At 31.3% G+C, this 22,314-nt stretch carries 30 protein-coding genes; 8 read left to right on the forward strand and 22 right to left on the reverse strand.

The annotated features are described in order from the left end of the window. The 3 genes from NNH57_RS02090 to NNH57_RS02100 all read right to left on the reverse strand — a co-directional run bounded on the left by NNH57_RS02090 (position 1) and on the right by NNH57_RS02100 (position 1,393). Entirely contained in the window at positions 1–336 is a 336-nt protein-coding gene (locus NNH57_RS02090) for a PadR family transcriptional regulator (RefSeq protein ID WP_025664659.1), read from the reverse strand. A 66-nt stretch (positions 337–402) separates the two neighbouring features. Beyond that, the gene (locus NNH57_RS02095; RefSeq protein WP_074407848.1) at positions 403–936 is read right to left on the reverse strand and encodes a zinc metalloprotease; all 534 of its coding nucleotides are present in this window, start codon (positions 934–936) and stop codon (positions 403–405) included. A gap of 4 nt (positions 937–940) precedes the next feature. Continuing rightward, positions 941–1,393: a DUF4870 domain-containing protein gene (locus NNH57_RS02100; RefSeq protein ID WP_074407847.1), complete on the reverse strand. Its 453-nt coding sequence runs from the start codon at positions 1,391–1,393 to the stop codon at positions 941–943. Between the two features lie 153 nt (positions 1,394–1,546). On the opposite strand from NNH57_RS02100, the gene NNH57_RS02105 reads away from it, so the two are divergent. The 3 genes from NNH57_RS02105 to NNH57_RS02115 all read left to right on the forward strand — a co-directional run bounded on the left by NNH57_RS02105 (position 1,547) and on the right by NNH57_RS02115 (position 3,245). Then, the gene (locus tag NNH57_RS02105; protein ID WP_024770271.1) at positions 1,547–2,008 is read left to right on the forward strand and encodes a DUF4442 domain-containing protein; all 462 of its coding nucleotides are present in this window, start codon (positions 1,547–1,549) and stop codon (positions 2,006–2,008) included. A 103-nt stretch (positions 2,009–2,111) separates the two neighbouring features. Continuing rightward, positions 2,112–2,912 carry a TIGR00266 family protein gene (locus NNH57_RS02110; protein WP_074407846.1) on the forward strand — a complete coding sequence of 267 codons (801 nt, stop codon included), beginning with the start codon at positions 2,112–2,114 and terminating at the stop codon, positions 2,910–2,912. Positions 2,913–3,047: 135 nt separating this feature from the next. Beyond that, entirely contained in the window at positions 3,048–3,245 is a 198-nt protein-coding gene (locus NNH57_RS02115) for a hypothetical protein (RefSeq protein WP_025664664.1), read from the forward strand. A gap of 15 nt (positions 3,246–3,260) precedes the next feature. Here the strand turns inward: NNH57_RS02115 and NNH57_RS02120 are convergent, their stop codons facing one another. The 12 genes from NNH57_RS02120 to NNH57_RS02175 all read right to left on the reverse strand — a co-directional run bounded on the left by NNH57_RS02120 (position 3,261) and on the right by NNH57_RS02175 (position 14,290). After that, complete coding sequence (locus NNH57_RS02120) at positions 3,261–4,211, reverse strand: LysR substrate-binding domain-containing protein (protein WP_074407845.1); 951 nt, start codon at positions 4,209–4,211, stop codon at positions 3,261–3,263. Positions 4,212–4,388: 177 nt separating this feature from the next. Continuing rightward, a complete protein-coding gene (locus NNH57_RS02125; protein ID WP_108808584.1) occupies positions 4,389–4,811 on the reverse strand; it encodes a DUF2141 domain-containing protein in 423 nt (140 codons plus the stop codon). A gap of 200 nt (positions 4,812–5,011) precedes the next feature. Next, the gene (locus tag NNH57_RS02130; protein ID WP_243721276.1) at positions 5,012–5,632 is read right to left on the reverse strand and encodes a hypothetical protein; all 621 of its coding nucleotides are present in this window, start codon (positions 5,630–5,632) and stop codon (positions 5,012–5,014) included. Positions 5,633–5,665: 33 nt separating this feature from the next. After that, positions 5,666–6,313: a HupE/UreJ family protein gene (locus NNH57_RS02135; RefSeq protein ID WP_234423407.1), complete on the reverse strand. Its 648-nt coding sequence runs from the start codon at positions 6,311–6,313 to the stop codon at positions 5,666–5,668. A 55-nt stretch (positions 6,314–6,368) separates the two neighbouring features. Further along, on the reverse strand, positions 6,369–6,572 hold the full coding sequence (locus tag NNH57_RS02140; protein ID WP_074407841.1) for a hypothetical protein: 204 nt from the start codon (positions 6,570–6,572) through the stop codon (positions 6,369–6,371). Between the two features lie 422 nt (positions 6,573–6,994). Continuing rightward, positions 6,995–7,978 (reverse strand): ankyrin repeat domain-containing protein, encoded by a 984-nt coding sequence (locus NNH57_RS02145; RefSeq protein ID WP_108808586.1) that lies wholly within the window; start codon positions 7,976–7,978, stop codon positions 6,995–6,997. A 109-nt stretch (positions 7,979–8,087) separates the two neighbouring features. After that, positions 8,088–9,419, reverse strand: a complete 1,332-nt coding sequence (locus NNH57_RS02150) for a DUF58 domain-containing protein (protein ID WP_108808777.1) — start codon at positions 9,417–9,419, stop codon at positions 8,088–8,090. A gap of 5 nt (positions 9,420–9,424) precedes the next feature. Next, positions 9,425–10,465: an AAA family ATPase gene (locus NNH57_RS02155; protein WP_108808587.1), complete on the reverse strand. Its 1,041-nt coding sequence runs from the start codon at positions 10,463–10,465 to the stop codon at positions 9,425–9,427. Between the two features lie 30 nt (positions 10,466–10,495). Further along, entirely contained in the window at positions 10,496–11,707 is a 1,212-nt protein-coding gene (locus NNH57_RS02160) for a DUF4350 domain-containing protein (protein ID WP_108808588.1), read from the reverse strand. A gap of 4 nt (positions 11,708–11,711) precedes the next feature. Next, the gene (locus NNH57_RS02165; protein WP_074407837.1) at positions 11,712–12,461 is read right to left on the reverse strand and encodes a hypothetical protein; all 750 of its coding nucleotides are present in this window, start codon (positions 12,459–12,461) and stop codon (positions 11,712–11,714) included. Between the two features lies 1 nt (position 12,462). Beyond that, positions 12,463–13,335: a hypothetical protein gene (locus NNH57_RS02170; RefSeq protein WP_074407836.1), complete on the reverse strand. Its 873-nt coding sequence runs from the start codon at positions 13,333–13,335 to the stop codon at positions 12,463–12,465. After that, a complete protein-coding gene (locus NNH57_RS02175; RefSeq protein ID WP_108808589.1) occupies positions 13,328–14,290 on the reverse strand; it encodes a stage II sporulation protein M in 963 nt (320 codons plus the stop codon). Before NNH57_RS02175 ends, NNH57_RS02170 begins: the two co-directional genes overlap by 8 nt. Before the next feature lie 36 nt (positions 14,291–14,326). Between NNH57_RS02175 and NNH57_RS02180 the strand changes: the two genes are divergently transcribed. The 3 genes from NNH57_RS02180 to NNH57_RS02190 all read left to right on the forward strand — a co-directional run bounded on the left by NNH57_RS02180 (position 14,327) and on the right by NNH57_RS02190 (position 15,994). After that, positions 14,327–15,043: an RDD family protein gene (locus tag NNH57_RS02180; RefSeq protein WP_074407834.1), complete on the forward strand. Its 717-nt coding sequence runs from the start codon at positions 14,327–14,329 to the stop codon at positions 15,041–15,043. A 334-nt stretch (positions 15,044–15,377) separates the two neighbouring features. After that, positions 15,378–15,566, forward strand: a complete 189-nt coding sequence (locus tag NNH57_RS02185) for a hypothetical protein (protein ID WP_074407829.1) — start codon at positions 15,378–15,380, stop codon at positions 15,564–15,566. A 266-nt stretch (positions 15,567–15,832) separates the two neighbouring features. After that, complete coding sequence (locus tag NNH57_RS02190) at positions 15,833–15,994, forward strand: hypothetical protein (protein WP_159099282.1); 162 nt, start codon at positions 15,833–15,835, stop codon at positions 15,992–15,994. 55 nt (positions 15,995–16,049) lie between these two features. Here the strand turns inward: NNH57_RS02190 and NNH57_RS02195 are convergent, their stop codons facing one another. Next, positions 16,050–16,808: a peptidylprolyl isomerase gene (locus tag NNH57_RS02195; protein WP_074407828.1), complete on the reverse strand. Its 759-nt coding sequence runs from the start codon at positions 16,806–16,808 to the stop codon at positions 16,050–16,052. On the opposite strand from NNH57_RS02195, the gene NNH57_RS02200 reads away from it, so the two are divergent. Both NNH57_RS02200 and NNH57_RS02205 read left to right on the forward strand, forming a co-directional pair. Next, positions 16,802–17,446 (forward strand): NUDIX hydrolase, encoded by a 645-nt coding sequence (locus tag NNH57_RS02200; protein ID WP_074407827.1) that lies wholly within the window; start codon positions 16,802–16,804, stop codon positions 17,444–17,446. The two genes, NNH57_RS02195 and NNH57_RS02200, sit on opposite strands and share 7 nt — an antisense overlap. Positions 17,447–17,488: 42 nt before the next feature. Then, positions 17,489–18,292 (forward strand): lysophospholipid acyltransferase family protein, encoded by an 804-nt coding sequence (locus NNH57_RS02205; RefSeq protein WP_074407826.1) that lies wholly within the window; start codon positions 17,489–17,491, stop codon positions 18,290–18,292. A gap of 101 nt (positions 18,293–18,393) precedes the next feature. Here NNH57_RS02205 and NNH57_RS02210 read toward each other — a convergent pair whose 3' ends face one another. From NNH57_RS02210 to NNH57_RS02235, 6 genes are all read right to left on the reverse strand, one after another. Next, the gene (locus NNH57_RS02210) at positions 18,394–18,576 is read right to left on the reverse strand and encodes a hypothetical protein (protein WP_132066203.1); all 183 of its coding nucleotides are present in this window, start codon (positions 18,574–18,576) and stop codon (positions 18,394–18,396) included. 126 nt (positions 18,577–18,702) lie between these two features. Continuing rightward, the gene (locus NNH57_RS02215) at positions 18,703–18,903 is read right to left on the reverse strand and encodes a hypothetical protein (protein WP_074407824.1); all 201 of its coding nucleotides are present in this window, start codon (positions 18,901–18,903) and stop codon (positions 18,703–18,705) included. A 67-nt stretch (positions 18,904–18,970) separates the two neighbouring features. Then, positions 18,971–19,123 carry a hypothetical protein gene (locus NNH57_RS02220; protein ID WP_159099283.1) on the reverse strand — a complete coding sequence of 51 codons (153 nt, stop codon included), beginning with the start codon at positions 19,121–19,123 and terminating at the stop codon, positions 18,971–18,973. A 204-nt stretch (positions 19,124–19,327) separates the two neighbouring features. Further along, on the reverse strand, positions 19,328–19,489 hold the full coding sequence (locus tag NNH57_RS02225) for a hypothetical protein (RefSeq protein ID WP_159099284.1): 162 nt from the start codon (positions 19,487–19,489) through the stop codon (positions 19,328–19,330). A 139-nt stretch (positions 19,490–19,628) separates the two neighbouring features. Beyond that, complete coding sequence (locus NNH57_RS02230; RefSeq protein WP_074407823.1) at positions 19,629–21,251, reverse strand: AraC family transcriptional regulator; 1,623 nt, start codon at positions 21,249–21,251, stop codon at positions 19,629–19,631. Between the two features lie 306 nt (positions 21,252–21,557). Further along, positions 21,558–22,313, reverse strand: a complete 756-nt coding sequence (locus NNH57_RS02235) for a LytR/AlgR family response regulator transcription factor (RefSeq protein WP_074407822.1) — start codon at positions 22,311–22,313, stop codon at positions 21,558–21,560. Position 22,314: the final 1 nt, after the last annotated feature.

Consider the following 22,314-nt stretch of genomic DNA (forward strand, 5'->3'; position numbering starts at 1 on the left):
TTACTTCTTTTTTTGTTTGGTTACCAGATTTACAGCATTCCGTAATTCGTCCCAAGTGGTATTTAATTCGCTAAGAAACAATTTTCCTGTTTCTGTGAGTCCGTAATATTTTCGTGGTGGCCCTGATGTAGATTCTTCCCAGCGATAACTCAGTAATCCAGCGTTTTTGAGTCTAGTTAATAGGGGATATATCGTGCCTTCTACCACAAGCATCTTTGCGTCTTTAAGGGTCTCTAAAATTTCAGCTACATAGGCATCATCGTCCTTAAGGATAGAAAGTATGCAATATTCCAGAACACCTTTGCGCATTTGCGCTTTTGTGTTTTCGATCTTCATAAAACTAATTTTTAAAAGTTAAACTGTTCATTTTTTGATTGATGTTTGGTATTTGATGATTGATGATTATTTTAAAAAATATTGATCAGAGAGCACTACACCGGCAATAAAAACAGAGGTCAAAATATAATTGATTAGGTTAAATTTTAGACTATATCCCTGTTCTTTTGACGTTTTTATAACAAGAAAAAATAAAGTGAAACATACAATTAACGGTAATATCCATTGCCCGAGTCCAAGCCATTGGCTTATTCTGGCTTCATCATTAGGGTTAAAAATTGATACAATCATGGCCATTAACCTGAATGAAAATGCAAAGAATAAAAATGGATACCAATATGTGTTTTTTGTATTTCTGATCACATAAAAAAACACAAATGCTGTTAGTATAGTAAAAATAGGTCCTGCTGCGCTTACCAAATATTCGTGCCATACTGATGTATATTCTCCTTCTGCTAAGAAAGCCGAATTAAGTGTCATCTTCATTGGATATCCTAATAACTTTCCTGTAAGTAAATGTGCCAATTCATGAAAAAAGAAGGACAACAGAACAGCAAGAGCGGTTATCAAAATATATTTTATGTTAATTATTTGTTTCATTATATTATTTTATAAATCGTATAGATAATGGGTATCTGTAACTTTCGCCTTTATTCGCTTTTAAAGCGGCAGTGATAACAAAAATTATTTCCAGAAAAAAACCGATTAGTGCTATAATCCCAATAAATGATGCTCCTATAAGAGTTCTAAATCCTCCTGCATCAGAAAAGTTGATTGATATATCATTAAAATGAAACAAATCTGTAATTGTTGCATCTCCAAAGACATGAAAGATAAAAAACGGAAAAGAAAATATTCCCAGTATTACAGTATATAATAGAATACTTAATTGAAAATTGATGGCTTCCTTACCATGATCATCTATAAAATCTGATTTATCCTTATTGGTAGTCCATAGTAGTATCGGAACTATGTAATTCCCAAAAGGAATAAAGTATTTTGAGAATGCACCTAAATGCATAAACGTTGCGATATTTTTGTGATTTTTGATTGACATTGTAAAAGTATATAATAGTTTCTTATGCAAATATATGGTTAAAAAAAGGTATTATGCAAAACATAGTACCATATTTTAACATAAATTTAAGATTTAAAGCCCTTTTCTTGACTATTTCTTTTGCCTATATTGTGAGAACTAAAAATAAAACTCATGGATATTACTCCTAGAAAACTTAATGCATTCTTACTATTTAAGTTACCCTCTGCCTGGCTATGTGGTGTAAGGGTTAAAAATATAGATAGAACAAGCTGTACTGTTAGTGTAAAACATCGATGGATAAACCAAAATCCTTTTAAATCTATGTTTTGGGCAGTTCAGGGAATGGCGGCAGAATTAACTACTGGGGCCTTGGTAACAGGGTATATAAGAGACAGTGGAAAAAAGATATCAATGCTGGTGGCAAGCAATAATGCAACATATACCAAAAAGGCTGTTGGTAGAATTACTTTTGTGTGTACAGAAGGAGATTTGGTAGCTGATGCAATTAGAAAAACTATTGAAACCGGTGAAGGACAAACGGTATGGATGAAATCAATAGGAACAAATCAAGATGGGATTGAAGTTTCTACATTTAATTTTGAATGGACAGTTAAAGTGAAGAATGAAAAGTAAAATAGTACAGCGAAAAAAATAAGTAGACTGTAACACTTTATGAAATTCGTTTACTTATATAGAAACTATTCATTAATCAATATACTATAAACATTAAAAAAATATGACAGCACACGAAATCGACTACGAAATTATTGGTGAAGAAATGCAATATGTAGAGATAGAGTTAGATCCACAAGAGGGGGTGATTGCAGAAGCAGGAAGTTTTATGATGATGGATGATGGCATAAAGATGGACACGATTTTTGGTGATGGCTCTGCAAAAGATACTGGAGTTCTAGGCAAAATATTTGGAGCTGGTAAACGATTGCTAACAGGGGAAAGCTTGTTTATGACGGCTTTTTATAATCAGGTAGGGGGGAAAAAGAAAGTAAGTTTTGCTTCTCCATATCCGGGAAAGATTATACCTGTAGATCTAACTAATTATGGAGGGAAATTTATTTGTCAAAAAGATGCATTTTTATGTGCGGCCAAAGGAGTTTCTGTCGGAATAGAGTTTTCTAGAAAATTAGGTAGAGGACTATTTGGTGGCGAAGGTTTTATTATGCAAAAATTAGAGGGCGATGGTATGGCCTTTGTTCATGCAGGTGGGACTACATCTAGAAAAGAACTACAGTCTGGCGAAAAACTAAAAGTAGATACAGGTTGTATTATTGGATTTTCTAAGGGAGTACAATATGATATAGAATTTGTAGGTGGGATTAAGAATACTATTTTTGGAGGAGAAGGATTGTTTTTTGCTACATTAACTGGTCCAGGAGTTGTGTATATACAATCTTTACCATTTAGCAGACTTGCTAATAGAGTATTGGCATTGGCCCCCAGAGGAGGAGGGAAAAGTAAAGGCGAAGGTAGTATTCTAGGTGGTTTAGGAGATCTTTTAGATGGCGATAACAGTTTTTAACAGTGTTAAATAAGCGCCAAAAGACTGTTTTTTTAGTTTTATTTACATATATTAGCTAGAACAACTTTAAAAACTATAAGATTATTCCTACAATTACTTGTTTAAACCTAACATTTTTTAAACCCCTATTAATTTATGGCTAGAGCAATGTTTGATTACACAAAAACTGTGCTTAAAAAAGTAAGTTTTGATGTTAATCTTTTTACTAAGGAAGTTTTAAAAGCACTAAACAGACTACTTCCTCACGAGATTGAAGAATTAAAAATCTGGATTCAATCATTAACAGTGAAACAACCAGAATTACAATCTTGTTTAATCTATTTAAAATCATAAAAAAAAAGCGACTTTCTAGTCGCTTTTTATTTTTGCCATAGGGCTAATGATTTTTACGTTTTGAAAAGTAATAGCTCCTTTTACAACACCAGCAATAGTAGAATGCAAAGCATCAATAATTTGCATTTTTAGTTCACTTTTATTAAAAATTAAACTCACTTCTCGTGCAGGAGAAGGCTCATTAAAGTAGTGAAGATTACTTTTTTCATCATTTTTTATATCTAAGGTATGTAAATAGGGTAGAAGTGTCATTCCCAAACCTTCATTTGCCAGCTTTACAAGTGTCTCAAAACTTCCACTTTCTAATTGAAAATGATCCTCCTCATAACTTTTCTTGGTCTTACAGAGGTTAATAATCCCATCTCTAAAACAATGACCGTCCTCAAGAAGAAGCATATCATCGATATCAAGATCAGTAATATCAATTTTTTTCTTCTGATTAAGTCTATGAGTAGAAGGAATATATCCTACAAATGGTTCGTAGTATAAAACACGTTCTTTTATGTTTTCGTTTTCTAAAGGAGTTGCCGCAATAGCAGCATCCAGATGACCATCAAGAAGACGCTCAATTATAGCTTCTGTATGTAACTCCTCTATTTTTAATTTTACCTTTGGATATTTTTTTATAAAATTGTTTAAAAACATAGGCAAAAGAGTAGGCATTACAGTAGGAATAACCCCTAATTTGAATTCACCACCAATGAAACCCTTTTGTTGATCTACAATATCCTGAATTCGTTCACTTTCATTTACAATATTTTTTGCTTGTTGAACAAGCTTGTTACCAACTTCTGTAAGTTCAATAGGTTTTTTACTACGATCAAAGATGAGAATATCTAACTCTTCTTCAAGCTTTTGAATTTGCATACTTAGTGTAGGTTGTGTCACAAAAGTTTTTTCTGCAGCCTTCGTAAAGTTTTTGTGTTCTGCTACCGCTAAAACATATTTTAATTGTGTTATGGTCATGGCCTGTGTTTTGGGGAACAAAAATATAAAAGCTATTGATATTATTTATTAAATAATTATTAAAAATTTATTTTATCTATTGTTTTTAAAATGAAAAAAAGGAACTGCATTTTATATACAGTTCCTTTTTTGATTTACCGGTTGGTCAGATGTTGATTGATGAATATAGATGTTTAATTACATTTTGATTTCTAGTTCTAGGTTTTCTGAAGTCACTTCAAATTTTGCTTCACTCCACATAGGTGGTCCATAGCTCATATTATTGTTAGACACACCATAATCTTCTTTTGGCATTCCGCCAGGTTCAAAATCCATTCGATTATTTCCATTCACATCATGAAAACATGTAATGGCAAATACTCCTTCGGGAACATTAGAAAAAGTAATTTTTGCTACACCATCTACAATTGTACTTTTTTCACCTTTGATTGGGGCAGCTTTCATAAAAGTATTTTCATCATAAAGCCCGAAAATAACTTCTCCTTGAGAACTTGTTATATTGGGAACGGTTACTGTAATGGTTACTCCTTTAGTTTTTTCTTGAGCGTGAAGAAGAAAGTTAGAAACTAAAAGCGCTGCTAATAATGCTAGAGTTTTCATATGATAAAGTTTTATAGTTATTTGTTTTGATGAGTCAAAAGTCTATAAATCTTTATTTGAGTACAATAAGAAATTTCTCAGTTGTCATTTTTATAGGATGAAATGTAGTTTTAAAATAACTATGTGGGATAAAGAGCTGTAAAGTTATATACTTTGTGGGTTGAAGCTGGTAGTTAGGAACCCGAAATTTATATGCAGTTTTACTTATTAAATAGTTTGTATTGCCCTTTTAATCGTATTGTTATGGTAATGTCTTCTTTGTTGTTGTTTCTGAAATACCAACCGTGTTTACCTTCAAAAGGAGCCGTAAATGTTCCTGCCATATTGTTAGAATATGCCAAAGTATAACTCTCATAAAATACATTTTCGGGAGGGCTTTCTTGTTTTACTTCTCCATGAAAATCAATATAAACAATAGCATCATTAGTAGTACTCCACTCATATTTTATACTTCCATACTTTAATGCTTTAAACTTGTATTCTATACCTTTTCCTGCAGGAACAGTAACATTAATAGTATCATTTTGCTCTGTAAATTGTTCTGATGCTGGTGGATTGTTTGCTTCTATGGGTTTAGGTACGTTTGGCGCAGAACCTAATTTTTCTAATTTCAGTTTCTCGAAATTTAATTGAGATACTGGTTCTGTATCGATTGTCTTTATTTTTTCAGTATCGTTTACATACAATCGACTAAAACCAAAAAACTTTCCTGTACCTAGTGGGTCTATATTGTATTCTGCAGGCAAAACTGCAGTTATAAGTACAACAAAACCAATAAATAAGGCTATAAAAATTGATTTTATAAGTTGTTTTTTATTCATTATTTGGGTATTGCTTGTCGTCATAATTTAGAGTTATGTCATGAAATATCCTGTCATTTGAAATCCAAACAACAAAAAGCCTGCAGCCATAAGAATTATATTGGTAAGGTTAGAGAATTTAACGTAACTATTATACCTTCTCCAAACTCCTAAAAGTATAAGAACTAATCCTAAGGCTAAAAACTGTCCTATTTCTACACCTATATTAAAACCGATTAGATTTACAAAAAGCCCTTCTTTATCAAAATTAAATTCTTGTAATTTGGTCGCTAATCCAAAACCATGAAATAATCCAAAAATTAATACCGCTATTTTGGTATTGGGTTGTTTCTTGAAAAATTGTTTAAATCCTCCTAGGTTATCAAATCCTTTATATACAATCGATAATGCGATAATGGCGTCTATTAAAAATGCATTTACATTAATATCTGCCATTACACCAAGTAATAGGGTAAAACTATGACCGATTGTAAAAAAACTTACATATAATAGTATTTCTTTTGTTCTATATAAAAAGAAAATGACCCCTACCAGAAAAAGTAGGTGGTCATATCCTGTTATCATATGTTTTGCACCGATATATAAAAACGGACCAAAAGCAATTCCTTTATTTCCTAATAAGAAAGACTGCGTCTCATCATCAACACCATGCGTAGCGTTTGCGGTTATTGAAACTAGCATAAGGATTAGAAATATAAAGAATGTTTTGGTGTTTTTTAACATTTTGCAATATAGATTAATGTGCGTGTCCGTGTTCTTTTACTTGTCGGATACTATCTAATCTTGCTTTTTCAGCTTCGTCAACCTCTGTTGTTGATTCTTGAGTAGCTTCTACTTTAGCAGGATCTGTATTTTCCTCTTTTTTTTCTTTTTTCTCTGTACAAGCCCCTAAAGTTGCTAAAGCCAAAACAGCTGTAATCATTGATTTTTTAATTGTCATGTTTGTGTTTTTTTAGATGAGTTAATTCTAATAAGTTTCTTTTAAATTTTTGAAGTCATACTATTTAACTAACTTAATTTTTGATCAAAATGTATCTTCTTCTTAATCTCTAAAACAAAAAATCATCATTTTTATTATGTATGATTTAATAAGTGAAATAGTGTTGCTCACATGGTAAATATAGTTTTTTTTCTAAGATTGCTACAAAGAATGTATATCTCTTAGTGGTATGAATATTCTATAAAAATAGAAAACAGCAAATAGTAATTTTGTAGTTGCATAAGTAGTAAACAAATTCTAATTAAAGAAGCTTTTTTTGTATTGATTAAGAGTACTGTTTTGGTATTAACCTTGAAATTTTTAATGTGTATTATAGGAGTATATGGTTCAAATATATTCTATTTGAGAAAGAAATAAATTTCTTATTTAATTTTCATTAATTCTTTAGTAATAATTTCTTTGTTAAGGTATTCACTATATAGATTCATAAAAAGTTCTGATGCTTTTTTACTATCATCATAAATAGCACCAGCTGCAATAATAAGTGCAGCATTTTTCTCGTTTTCTGCATAATATAGAGGAGGATGACCATCATTATCTTTTATATTTAGATCGATCTCTTTTGTTTTGAGTACTTTTTTTAAAACCGAGATATTTCGGTTAAATGCGGCATGATGCATTATGGTTTTACCATTTGCATCGACAGCATTAATATTGGGAGTCGCATTCAGCAATTGGATTGTTAAAACATTATTTTGATCTTGTGCAGCAAGATGCAGAACAGATATTCCTTCGCCATTCTTTAGCATTACATCTGCATTATTCGTTATAAGGTATTTTGCCAGATTTTTACTATAAACATACCCGCCATTAATTGCAAAATGTAAAGATCCAATATCTTTATGATACATACTATCATATCTATTATCGATGTTAGCACCATTTGCTAATAAAATATCAGCACATTCTATTTGATTAAAATGAATAGCTTCATTAAAAGGTGTTTCTTTATTGTTACTAAACTCATCTACTTTTGCACCATTTAATAGTAGTAGTTTAACCAAATTACGCAACCCTTTACGAGCAGCATAGTGAAGTGCAGAGCATCCATCATACTCTTTTCCTTCTTTACGAGTAACATCGGCACCGTTTTCAATTAGATATTGACTAATTTCTTCACTTCTGTCTGAAGCTTTTATTAGTGCGGTTGCACCATTACTATTTACTGCATTGATATTGATACCTTCTTCAATAAGCAATTTTACAACATCTATTTCTTCATAATAAGCGGCCTTGTGAAGCATAGTTTCACCATAGGAGTCGGTTATATTAATATCAATTCCTTGGGCAATTCTCTCTTTAATTTGATTAATATCTGATATGTCTAAACTGTTAAATTCTGTCATAGTTTTTTATAGATTAACTCAGAGGTTATCCTTCTTTATTAGTATCTAATATCTGATCAAAAATTAATATAAAAATATTACATTTTGTAGAGAAGATATGTTTCTAAAATTATAATAACCCCCTGGCTTTGATCTCAAGGTATTTATTAATAGTGTTAACAGTAAGGTTTTCTGGGGTAGTTAATACCGTTTGTATCCCATGTTTTTGTAACTCTTTTACCATTACTTTTTTGTCATATGCAAATTGCTGTGCAATAGTTTGATCATAAATGGTTTGTAGATCTTCTGCATTTTGTTGAATAAGATGATCAAGTTCTGTATTCTGAAAGAAGATCACTACCAATACATGTTTTTTGGCTAAAGCCCGTAAATATGGAAGCTGCCTTTTTAAAGATGATAGATGTTCAAAATTAGTATATAATAAGAGTAAACTTCTGTGGTTTATTTGTCGTTTAACATGTGTATATAGCAATCCATAATCAGAATCAAGAAATTGAGTCTTAACATTATAAAGTGTTTCAGAAATCGTATTAATGTATGTTTTTTTTCCGCTAGACGGCAAAAAATCATTTACTGTATTAGAAAAAGATAGCATCCCGACTTTATCATGTTTTTTTAAGGCAATATTAGAAAAAGCCAGTGTACTATTAACTGCATAATCCAGAAGACTTAATTCTTTAAAGGGCATTTTCATAACACGACTAGCATCGATGATAGAATATATAGGTTGAGATTTTTCATCCTGAAATTGATTAATCATTAAGTTACCGTGTTTTGCAGAAGCTTTCCAGTTAATAGTACGAACATCATCACCGATTACATATTCTTTGATTTGCTCAAACTCCATCGTATGCCCAATACGTCGTATTTTTTTAAGTCCAATTTGAGTTAATTTATTATCAATAGCCAAAAAATCATACTTTTTCATCTGGATAAAAGAAGGATATACTTTTACCATTGCAGCTTTATCAAAACTATAACGACGTTTTGCAAAACCTATTCTGGTCATGGCATACACATATAGGTTTCCAAAAACATACTCTCCTCGTTTTACAGGGCGTAATGAGTATTCAAAATCTAAAATAGACTTAGGAGAAATACTTCCTTTTTTAAGGAAATCACGTTTTTGAAATTGCACCGGGATCTCATCGATAACCTCTACATGGGTCGTAAATTTATAATTACTTTTTATTCGTACGGGAACAGCATTAAAATCACTATTAGAAAATTTATTTGGTAAAATCCTATTGGCATAAATTCCATTTCTAGTATTATATAAAACCACAATATCAAACAGAAAAACAATTATTAATCCCCATACCAATAACCAGACAATTGGATATATTGGAGTAAACCAGTATGATAATAAAAACAATACTGATATTAGCGTGAGTATATAAAATACTCTGGAACTTAGATATAGTGATTTTAAAAATTGGATCAAAACTAACGTGGTATTTCTACAGATTGCAGGATCATTTCTATAACATTTTCTGTTGTCATCCCTTCCATTTCACGTTCTGGTGATAAGATCAAACGATGACGTAACACAGGGAAAAGAGATTTTTTTATATCCTCTGGGGTAACAAAATCTCTCCCGTTAATTGCAGCAAAAGCTTTTGAGGCATTCATAACAGCAATTGATGCCCGTGGAGAACCTCCTAAATATAAATGCGGATGAGTTCTGGTTTTGGTTACAATCTCGGCAATATATCCCAGGATTTTTTCTTCGATGATTACATCTTGTGTTTTTGCCTTAAATTCTAGTAATTGCTTCGGAGTAATTACCGGATCAACCATCTCTAAAGGCTTTGTTGTTTTTCTCTCATGATGGGTTTTTAAGATATTTACCTCGTCTTCAAAAGTAGGGTAATCTACCTTGATTTTAAATAAAAATCGATCTAATTGTGCTTCTGGTAAAGCATAAGTTCCTTCTTGTTCTACTGGGTTTTGAGTTGCTAATACCATAAAAGGAGGATCCATAGGATATCGAATACCATCTATAGTTACTTGCCTTTCTTCCATTACTTCAAACAAAGCTGCCTGAGTTTTGGCGGGAGCACGATTAATTTCATCAATAAGAACCATATTAGAAAAAATAGGCCCTTTTTTAAATTCAAAGTCACTTGTTTTCATATTAAGTACAGAAGTCCCTAATACATCACTTGGCATAAGATCAGGAGTGAATTGAATTCGATTAAAATCTGTTTTTAATGTTTTTGCAAATAGTTTGGCAGTTACTGTTTTTGCGATTCCAGGTACTCCTTCGATTAAAACATGACCATTAGACAACAGGGATACAATTAATAACTCGATAAAATCCTGCTGTCCTACAATTACCTTTGCCAGTTCTACCTTTAATTTTTCTACAGATTGTTGTAATTCACTAAGATCTATCCTGTTCTGAAAACTTAGATTTTGCTCTTGAGAGGCTGTCTCAGGAGCTTGCTCCGGGTTTGTGTTATTTTTAATTTCTTCGTTTTCCATTTATGATTCGTTTAAATGATATATCGTTTTTTAAGATCGGCTTTTGAATATGTTTATTAATTCATAAAGCTTTAATAAATCTTCTTTTTCGATTTTTACTTTTTTATTCAGTTCATCAAAATATTTAAATAATATTTTGGTATCCTCTATACTATTATTGCTTCTGGCTGCAATATCTATTATTGTTTTTTCATTGAGTTCATTTGTAGGGATTCTAAGCACGTTACGTACATAATCCAAAAATAAGAGGTTTTGTTTAGTAGCAATTTCTTTATGTTTCCCTTTTTCAAAATACATTCCACTAATCGTCTTTGTAAAAGATAAAGTCTGATTTTTTAAAGGTTCTATAATCGGAATACTACGTTGTTTTCGTTTTCCTTCAAAAATTACAAAAAGGACTACTCCAATAAGCACAAAGTAGTATGCCCATTTGAGGTAGCGATTATTTAAAAGTAAGAAAAGTGGAGAGGTATAAAATGTTTTTCCTGATTTATAATAATTATCCCATAGTAATTTTTGATTGGGATTTATATACGCCAAAAGGTTTTGAGTATATTGATAATTCTTGTCTGTTAGCATAAAATAATTCCCAAAGGCCTCGGGAAAAGTATGTAATAGAATTTTCCCTTTACCAAAAGATTGTTGTATATAATTTACTTTTGGATCTTTGACCTTTAATGTATCATTATATAATTGTGTAACTCCTAAAATAGTGGCATTTATCGTATCTAATTCATTAAAATACGGATTATAAATATCTTGATCATACAAAAAGGGGGACTGTGTTTTAAGCTCTTTATTAACCAACTCAACAAGAGGCTTAGTAGATATGTTATCTATAGATATAAGATTATCGGTCTCAATATTAAGAGTGTCTAATAATCGATTTTCTATAGTTTTTGCCGATACAAATAATGTGTTCCCGTTTTCAACCCATTTTAATAGGGTATTTAGCTCATTTTTATCAAAGTTGATCGATCCATTAATAAAAAAATATGTTCCTGATACACTATCATTATCCTTGAGAAATTCATAAGGTGGTTGGTTTATATCCTGTAACCCTTGAGTATCAAAAGATTCTTTTATTAAATTGTAAGAAACAAAAGAACCCAAGGGAATTTTATCTGTTTTGGCATAACTTGGATACCAGTTTACAGGTTCGGGTTCACTAGCTTCAATATAGGTGAGTAAACCAATGGCTCCTATAATGATGATGATTAATATTTTAGAACTTTTGGTCATCACATTAACGTTGGATAAGATGGGTTATTGAAACAAATTCTTTTTCAGCTTTCTGGTATAATTTTTCATTAACCTCAAAGCTACCGTACCAGATAAAATCGTATAATTTGGTGATAGATTTAAATTGACGTTGTACCGAATCGTCTGCTAACTCCTTGATATAATCAGTATTAGTTTTTTGAGCTTCCCATTGAATTCGTTCTACATCGGATAACTTTTTTAGTACAAATAGATAATAATACCGAATTGCTAATCTATAATTTTTATGCTGCAAGGCCTGATCAATCAATTGTTGAATATCTTGATTTTGAATAATATCTTCATCTTCTGTAAGTTCTATCTGTGGGGCAAGTTGTTTTTCAAGAAGCATATCTGAAGGATTTACCTTCATAAACAACCAGCCTAATAAAAATAGCACACCTATAATTAAAAGATAGGGGAGAAGTCTAAAAACTACAGCCCAAAACCCGGTTACTTCTTCTGTGCCAAACAGCCACGAGATAAATCGATTCCAGAGTTGAGCTAGCCAGTTTTTAAACTGCGTCCACCAGTTATCAGGTTCTTGATATTCGGTATAATTAAAATCATCTTGTGTTTTAAACTCCTCTATTTTCGGGTTATCAAACTGTGGTGCTTTTTGCTGAGAGTCGAGATCATAAACTAACTCCTGGGGATCGGATATTGCAGTACTATCCTGAACTCTTGCTGATAAGAAGAGTGGTAGAAAAAATAAGACGTAGTAAAGAATTTTCAATTTATTCTGATTTACCTAAAGAATCAATTTGTTCTAATGCGCCTGTAGCGTGTTTTCTTTCATTCAAATTATAATATATAAATGCAGTAGAAATTGCGGTGATAATATATAGTATATATTGAGCTGCTGATGATAAGGTATTTAAGGCGATAAAAACCCAATCAACCATAGTAGATGGATCAGCCAAAGATCCTTCTGAAGCTGCAGTAAATGTTTTTGTAAAGGTATAGATTAATGCTGGAATAGAAAATACAAAGCCTATTACTCCTATAAGGATAGCAATAACAAAAAGTGTGGCAAAGGTAATCCACCATTCGTTTTTTATGAGTAGGAAACTATCATTAATCGCATCAGAAATACTAGTACCCCGAAATACCAGAATTGAAAAAACCAAGCTCATAGGGACATACAAATAAATACCAGGAATAGCACAAAGCATAAAACCAAAAAAGGTAATTAATCCCGAAAGAATTCCTAATCCGATGATATTTCCAAAATCTTTTTTTACGCCATGCAATACAATCTCAAGGTCGACATTACCTTTGTTTTCTATATAGTTTTTAATATAGTGTAAAACAGTACCAAAAAGTAATGCATAAAATACGAGTAACGTTGCCAACATTGAAAAAAGAGCAATAATAAGGGTTCCCGAATTATACATTCCGCCATTCCTAATACTCACCGGATCAAAAATATTCGCAGAAGAATGTGCATAATAGGCAGAAGCAAGTAAGAGTAATATAAAAGGGATTCCCGAAGTTTTTAACAAAACAGATAGTAATGATTTACCATTTTGTCGTATAAAAGCAAAAGTATCTGTTAGGATATCTCCTAATTCTCTTTTTTTCTTAAATTCTATGTAGTCGTTATTCATTTTTTAGTCTGTTATAAAGTTGTCTGGGGTAAATTACATAATAAAACAAGATTAGAGCTAGCGACCCTGATATGATTAAAATAGCCAGCCAATCAGGCATTTCTGTATGCCTGGTGACAAAGCCTTCTAAAAACCCTGCTAATATAAAAAAGGGAACTGTGCTAATCACAATTTTTAACCCAGCTTTAATTCCTTTAACAAAAGAAGTAAGTCGAGTATACGTTTTTGGAAATAAAATAGAGTTTCCTACAACCAGGCCTGCACATCCAGCAATAATAATCACAGAGATTTCAATCGTACCATGAATCCATATTGTGCGAGCACTTTCCCAAAGCAATCCTTTCTCGTAGAAAAAATACTGAAAAGAACCTAGCATTATAAAATTTTGCATAAGCATATATATAGTTCCTATCCCGAATAGTACTCCTAGAATAAAGCAATTAAGAGCTACTTTGATATTATTTAAAGTTATCCCCAAAAACATATTGGTTTCTCCCATTTGTTTGTATACTGCCATGGGATCTTCGTTAGCAATATTTTCTAAGGTCATATTTACATAAGCATCACCTAAGATTGATCTTACAAAAGCTCCGTCGGTAGCAGAAGAATATGCTCCTATAGCCGTAAACAAAACAGAAATTAGAAATGCGATGAGTAAGTGTTTTTGATATTGATAGAATTCTATAGGAAATTCTTTAACCCAAAAAGAATACAATCGATTTTTTTTCTCTTTTTTTGTTTTATAGATTTTTTGATGAGCACTAGATGCTAAACCATTTAAATAATTAAGAGTTTGACTATTAGGATAAAATGTCTGAGCATAACTAAGGTGATCAGTTATCTCGATATATAAATTAGAAAGCTCATCTGGAGTTATTTGAGTATTATTAACCAGAACACTTTCAAATTTTAACCATTTATCTTTATTTTGCCTCACAAAAGCCGCCTCACGCATGTATCGAAGATTAAGAGGCTCAAAGAAACATAATTAATGGATAATTTTCAAATAGAAACTGCTCAAAATGTTAGTATACAGCAAAATGCTGCTGGGATAGGAGAGCGTATTCTAGCGTATCTTATTGATCTTTTGATTATCATAGCGTATTTTATCATCACTATATTTATGATTGGTGCATTAAGTCTAGATTATGGAGATGAGTGGGCTTTTTGGTTAATTTTAAGTTTACCACCGTTCTTATACTTTATATTATGGGAAACATTTTGGGACGGTAAAACTCCAGGTAAAGCAACGATGAAAATAAAAGTGGCCCGTATGGATGGAGCACGACCTGCTTTTTCGAATTACTTGGTGCGATGGTTACTTCGTTTATTAGATATTACTTTGGCATTTGGTGGTGTTGCCGTTGTTTCTATTTTGTTGAACGGTAAAGGACAACGCCTTGGAGATATGGCAGCAGGTACAACTGTGATTAGTGAGCGGCAACGTGTACGATTTAACCAAACGATATTAGTTGATATCCCAGAAGATTATGTAGCCGTGTACCCTCAGGTTACTGTTTTTAGTGATGCAGAGATTCGTAAAATAAAAACTATCTATACAGAAGCCAGGCGAGATGCAGATCATAATATCATTCTCGAGCTTTCTAAAAAAGTAAGTGCTTTGATGGATGTTACTCCGCAAGAAAAACCATTGCAATTTGTAGATAGAGTAATCGCAGATTATAATTATTATACGCAGAAGTTATAATTTTTGATAGTAGATATAAGCAATAAAACTCTTAGAGTATATTGTACTAGTTCTTTATCCCTTCAGCTTTTATAAAAATGATTTCTTTTTCTAGGAGCCAATTTTTCCTTGAATTACCGATAAGCATCTAATTAAAATATAAGGTAACATTTATAAATTGATAGGTTAAGATTTATAAATGCTAAGTACTACACCTTTCAATAAAGTATACTGTTACATTACCTTTATAGGACATAACATTTTATGATGTCATAAAATATTTTCGCGAAAAGAGTCGTAAAGTCGTAAGCGACTTAAAAAAAATACAGACAAATTAATTCTTAAAACAATAATCATGTTAAAATCTATTTTAGAAATTAATGGTGTTAAATCACTGACTAGAGGTAGCCTAAAAAATATATCAGGTGGAAGAATGAGAACAGATTGTAGTATAATATTTGGTGCGTGCGATGAACAACATCCTACAAATGATGAGAAGTTTGTAAAATGTCTGAATTATAGTGGCTGTGGCCCTGCTTTCTAAGATGATAATGCTAACAAGCAATAATCATAAAAGAAGTATTTAAAATTTACTTTAAAAAGCCCTTTCAAAGGGCTTTTTTCTTTTCAATAACCAGAAATAGACTTGGAAATGAATCTTTTAGGTTTTAAATTATCCTAAATACAGCAAAATAACTTTTTTCTTTGTTTTATTCCTTCTCTTCGGTTTTTATAAAAAAAGTTTCTTTTTTAGGGTAACAATTTTTGTCCATGTTGATATGATAGTATAAATCATAAAACTTTTATAACATGAAAAAAATGAATTTTAAAAAACTAGAATTAAGTAAAAAGACCATTGCACAGGTAAAAGGAGGGTTGGCACACCCTATGGGACCTTATAAAGAACGTGTAAAATGGGCTGTGGGAACGCATAACACATGTCAATGTGAAACTATCGCTGCACCATGCTAAATTTTATAAGCGGACTTAGGTCCGCTTTTTTCTTTGTTTTATACAATAACCAGTATTACTTAATCACTTCTGCTTTTATGAAAATATTTTCTTTTGGCCATTCGCTACCATCTGTAGGAACATTAGAGATTTTATCGGCCACATCCATTCCCTTTACAACTTTCCCAAAAATCGTATGTTCTCCATCCAGGTGAAAAGCTCCGTTTTTAGCAATTACAATAAAGAATTCGAATGGAGTTGAACGATTTGATGGATTATCTACCCATTGTTTGGATAAAGCAACAGCTCCTCTGGTGTGTCTTAAGCCTTTTACGGGTTCTTGCGGAATGGTATAGTCTCCAATTTCATGACGTTTGTTTGCCATTTGTTGGCGATCACTATTACCTCCCTGGATCACAAAACCTTTGGCAACACGATAGAAAAAAGTTTCATCAAAATATTTCTGCTTTACCAGGTAAATAAAATTTGCTCTATGAATAAGTGTCTTTTTGTATAATTTGATATGAATATCACCATGTATAGTTTTTATATTAACTAATGTCTCTGGGTTTTCTTTTCCATAATTAGTCAGGAATTCCTCTAGATTATCATTAGTGAGTCTAAATGGCTCTTCTTCAGTATCTTTATTTTCGTTATTAGATTTCTTTTCTTTTTGCGCTGCTGTGGTATCTTCTTTTCCCTTTTTGTCATTTACAGAAATTGAATCTGTATTTGTTTTTACATCCTGTTTATTTTTCTTAGAATGTGTATCTTCACAACTAGAGAATATGAAAATAGATACGCAAAAGCATAAAATTGATTTGGTAAATGACATTTGAAACATTTAAGAATTTAATCCCAAAAATAGAAAAAATGTCAGTACCGGGAGAATCTTCCCATTTTATTATGGCTCCAGAAGCTCGTATGAAAGCATTGAATCATCTTAAAATTGAAGAGAGAAGCCCTAGAAATGCTGCAGTGATGATGTTTTTTTACCCAAAGGATACCATAACTCATCTTGTACTGATTTTACGACCCGAATACGAAGGAGTACATTCGGGACAGATTGCATTGCCAGGAGGAAAAGTAGAGATGTATGATGTAAACTATACAGAGACAGCACTACGAGAAACTCATGAAGAGGTGGGAGTACAGCCTAATACTGTTACTATAATTAAATCCCTAACAAAAGTATATATCCCTCCTTCTAATTTTTGGGTACATCCGTTTTTAGGATTTTCTGACAGAAGACCCAATTTTATTCGCCAGAAAGAAGAAGTTGCAAAAGTGATTGAGGTTCCGCTAACAGAACTTCTTAACGAAGATAATGTTGTTTTTAAAAAATTAACTACTTCTTATGCAAAGAATATAGAGGTACCTTCCTTTGAACTAAATGGTTACGTGGTCTGGGGAGCAACTGCAATGATGTTAAGTGAGCTTAAAATGCTTTTAAAGACGTCAATAGCATTATGATTTTGTATATTTGGCATTCCTAATACAACCGGTTTTCTACATATGGGATTATTTAAAAGAAATCCATTTGGACATATATTATTTTTTAAAAAATGGCTTATCCGTATTATGGGTGGGTTAACGCATAGTCGTTATAGAGGTTTTAATGAATTACAAATTGAAGGAAGCGAAATTTTTAAAAACCTTCCTGATAATAATGTGTTATTTGTTTCTAATCATCAAACTTATTTTGCTGATGTAGTAGCAATGTTTCATGTTTTTAATGCAAGCTTAAGTGGTCGTACAGACTCTATTAAGAATGTAGGGTATTTATGGCAGCCCAAGCTTAATCTATATTATGTTGCTGCAAAAGAAACAATGAGAGCCGGATTATTAGCAAGAATTCTTGCGTATGCCGGAGCTATAACTGTAGAGCGTACCTGGAGAGAGAAAGGAAAAGATGTGAATCGCCAGGTAAAAATGAGTGACATTACTAATATTTCTAGAGCATTAGATGATGGGTGGGTGATTACATTTCCGCAGGGAACTACAAAACCTTTTAAGCCTATTCGTAAAGGAACTGCTCATATTATCAGAAAATATAAACCAATAGTAATTCCTATTGTAATAGACGGTTTTAGAAGATCTTTTGATAAAAAAGGTATTCGCATTAAAAAACGAGGAATATTACAATCTATGGTGATAAAAAAACCATTGGATATTGATTATGAAAATGATTCTATCGATGATATCGTAAGTAAATTAGAGTTTGCTATAGAACAGCATCCATCTTTTCTTAAAGTAATTCCGAAGGAAGAATTAGAAGCCGAGGAAGAACTAAATAAGAAAAGACAGTGGGAATATTAACCTTTTTAGTAGTTTATTACGTTCCTTCTCTCAAAAAAAGCCAAGAGATCATTCGATCTTTTGACTTTTTAATGTTAATTCAATATATATGAAAAAATCTACTAGGCTATTTGGCACATTCCCCAGAAACAAAAGAATTCTTCATGCTCAAAACCTGGTATCGAATTTAAAACACTACAATCAGCATGATTATAACAACGCATACCTGTGTTACCTCCATTAATAGATTTTTGCTCTTTTTTATTTAAAATTTGAGCCCCTTTTAATTGCATTATTTTTTTCATTTTGTTAAAAATTAGTTGTTTTATAGTAGCAAACATTTTAAGACAGTTGCAGTTTTCTGTCTATTTTCCTGATAACTTCTTGTTTTTTTAATCTTTACTGGTTGTTTAAAAAATAGAACCAGGTATTTAGGTAAATGAACATATAGAAAGTGTAACTATGTTTCCATTGATAATTCTTTCTACTCCACAACTTCCTGAACAGCAATCACTATCCTCTGTACATTTTCTTGCTACATTTTGACATCCAGAAGTACCACCATGAATCGATTTCTGATGCTGTTTTTTAAGTATCGTAACTCCGTTTACTTTTAAAATTTTAAGAATCATTTTTAGTGTTTTAAATTAGAAATACAACAAAAAAAGCCCTAAGGATTAACCTTAGGGGAAGTAATATTTAGTCTAACTGCTCAAAACAACGTCCAAAAGAGCAATGACCACTACAAAGTCTAAGACATTGATCGCCATAGTATGTGCCAGCTTTGATTGTTTGTTGTTCGTTTTTGCTTAATTGAGTTGCTCCTTTTAAATCTAAAATGTTATTAAACATGATGATAAGTTTTAATTACCTACTCTGTTAGATAAGGTTTTCGGCTGCCCCTTTATCAAAATTAATCACTGTGGATATTTTGATTCTGAAACTAAAGTATGTAGCAATTAGGGGGATTAAAAATGAAGTATGACCATTTTAAACAAAATAGCCATAAAAAAACCTGCACATTGGCAGGGTCATACATATTTTGAAAAATAATATTTACTTTTCGTGATAACAATAATCGATAATCACTCCGTTTACTTCTGCAATCTCACTTGTTAAAACACTAGTTCCACCTTCTATTTTTTTCATAGAATCTACAGAAATCCTTGCTATTGTTAACTTTTTGAGATTGATTTTTTGTGTTCTGTCTTTTTTCATTCTTAAGATGATTTAGTTAGTTATAAACCTTTTTCTTAAGTATATAAGAGTTAAGAAAAATGTATTTCGTTAGAAATATATTTTATTCTAAGGTTTTATAACAATTACTTATGGCTAAATTGTTTAAAATAGCCATGAGTTATATACTAATTTCTGGGTCTAAATACTGCTTATCCAAACTCTTAATATAATAGGACGGGTTGATGCCTGTTTTTGCTTTAAAATGTTTCACCAGCGAGTAGCTACTTTTATATCCAATTTCTGCTGCAATAGATTGAATAGAAAATGACCTGAATTTTTTATCATTTTTTAATCTTTTTAGGACATATTCAATTCTAAGGTCATTGATGTAATCGGTAAAGTTTTTTTCTTTGTGAATATTTATTATTTTGGATAAATATGTGGTATTGGTTTTTAACTTTTTTGCCATGGACCGTAAATTACATTCTAACTTTAAAAAGTATTCTTGAACTTCTAATTTTTCTAGGCCTTTAATGATCTCATTGATTTTCTGATCGTCAATAATGATTTCTTTAGAGGATTCTTTCTTGTTGATAGTAGTTTGTTTAATAGATTCTAAATCGTTAATTTCTTTCATTAATTTATTAAACAAAGCTTTATTAGATCGTTGTTTTTTGATATACATAAAAACGATACAAGTTAGTGTCGTTAACGTGATTAAAAGAATCCAGAATATTAGGTTTTTCGCTTGCTTATCTTTGGTTTGCTTTGCCTTAAGAGTTACTATTTCTTTTTGAAGTCTATTCGTTTCTTTTTCGTGAATAATATCCACTGTTTGATCCTTATCTTTTTGATAAGATTCATTTAGCTTAACATATTTGTTACTCCACAGATTTGCTTTTTCATGTTCTTTTTTTTCATTGTAACAATGAGCTAGCAGTAAATGAGATCTAATCGCGGGAGGTTTTAGAGAATCATTTTCTGCAAAGTTGTTTATACTATTTGTTAATACGCTAATTGCTTTATCATAAAATTCTTGCTGATAATAACAACTTGCAATGAAATAATTGGTATTGATTATGGGATAGGTCTTGTTGTTAATTTCTTGTTGAGATAGAATGTCTTTTGCTTTAAATAAAAAATCTAAAGATGTATCATACTTTTTTTGGTAATAATATACCATTCCTTTTTTTATATATAAGTCCAAAATAGCTTCTTTATACCCTAACTCTTTGCTTATATCTAGTCCTTTTTCTATATAATATAATGTAGAATCATATTGTTCCCTATCTAAATATACCTCGCTAGTAAGAATCAAAATACTAGCGTGAGCTCCTTTTCTATGAAGATTAGTTTTCGGAATTAATTTAAGTGAGTGACGTGCAATTTTTAAAGCTTTGTCTAATCTGTTCATTCTTTTGAGAATAACAATGAGCCCCGAATTAGCCTTAATTTCAATTTCTTTATACCCTGTTAATTCTGTAATATCTAATGCTTTTGAATAGGCATCAAGTGCATCTTTGTTTTTTCCATCTCTAAGATGTATATGACCTTTTCTAGCATATATAATAGATAATAAAGAATCATGGTGTACTTTTTTAACTATTTGTTCCGCTTTATCATAATAGGACATGCTTTTTTCATAATCTTCGTTGTCGTAAAATAACCCAGCTTGTTTAATATATGCTATAGCATCTTGAATATCATTTTCTTGAGCAGAAATACAAAAGGAGTTGAATACAAGAATAAATAAAGGAAAAATAAGGTATTTGCCTAATAAAGGTTTATAGTGGGTTGTCATTATGATAGAATGTGTATTATCAAAAGTAAGTAATACTTTTATTTTTCCAGAATATTTATATCACATACTCATAATGGTCAAAAATGAAAAGAGGTATAGAATATAATATGGTTGTTTCTTTAATTAGCCAAGAAATAATTTAGCGGATTGCTTTTTGTTTTACAAAATATTTAAAAACAAAATGTTCTCCTGGTGAGGTAGATAATGGTACTGATGCCTTTACCAGGAGAGGCTGATAGATCAATTTGTAGATTTCTGATTACAGATAGGATTTAAGCCAAGGGGAATTACTATTCTTAGTCTTTATCATTCTAACCATAATTTAAAATCCTTTACCCGTTCTCTCGCTACGATAATTTCTTGTTCGTTAAAATGATTAAGTTTGATTTGTAATCTCGAATTGGTATACGATATAATATCTTGTATCGCATTTATATTGATGTAAAACTTTCTGCTTGCTCTAAAAAATTGCTGTGGATTTAGTTCATCTTCAAGAGACTCTAGAGTGGTGTCGATCAGATAATTTCTATTATCTGTTGTATGCAGATATGTTCCTTTATTTTCAGAATAAAAGCATTCGATATCTTCTACCGAAAATATTTTTAGATGCTGCCCAACCTTGGTTGTAAACCGCTTTTTATACGTACGGTCCATAGGGTTTATGAGCAGTTTTTTAATATCTTCAAAATCTACCTGAAGCTGTTGTTTTTGTGGTAATTGTTCCTTGTATTTTTGTACAGCAACTTCTAACTCTTCATCGTCTATTGGTTTTAATAGGTAATCGATACTATTCAATTTAAAAGCTTTAAGCGCATATTCATCATAAGCAGTTGTAAATATAATAGAGCTTTTTATGGTAATTGCATCAAATATTTCAAAAGATAACCCATCACTAAGTTGAATATCCAGAAAAATTAGATCGGGATGTTCATTTGTACTAAACCATTCTATAGATTCTTGTACAGAATGTAACATAGTATGTACTTTTATATTTAACTCACCAAGCATTCTGTTAAGACGTCTGGCTGCAGGTTTTTCATCTTCAATAATTATTATGTTCATT

The organism is Aquimarina spinulae (assembly GCF_943373825.1).
Classification (GTDB): Bacteria; Bacteroidota; Bacteroidia; order Flavobacteriales; family Flavobacteriaceae; genus Aquimarina; species Aquimarina spinulae.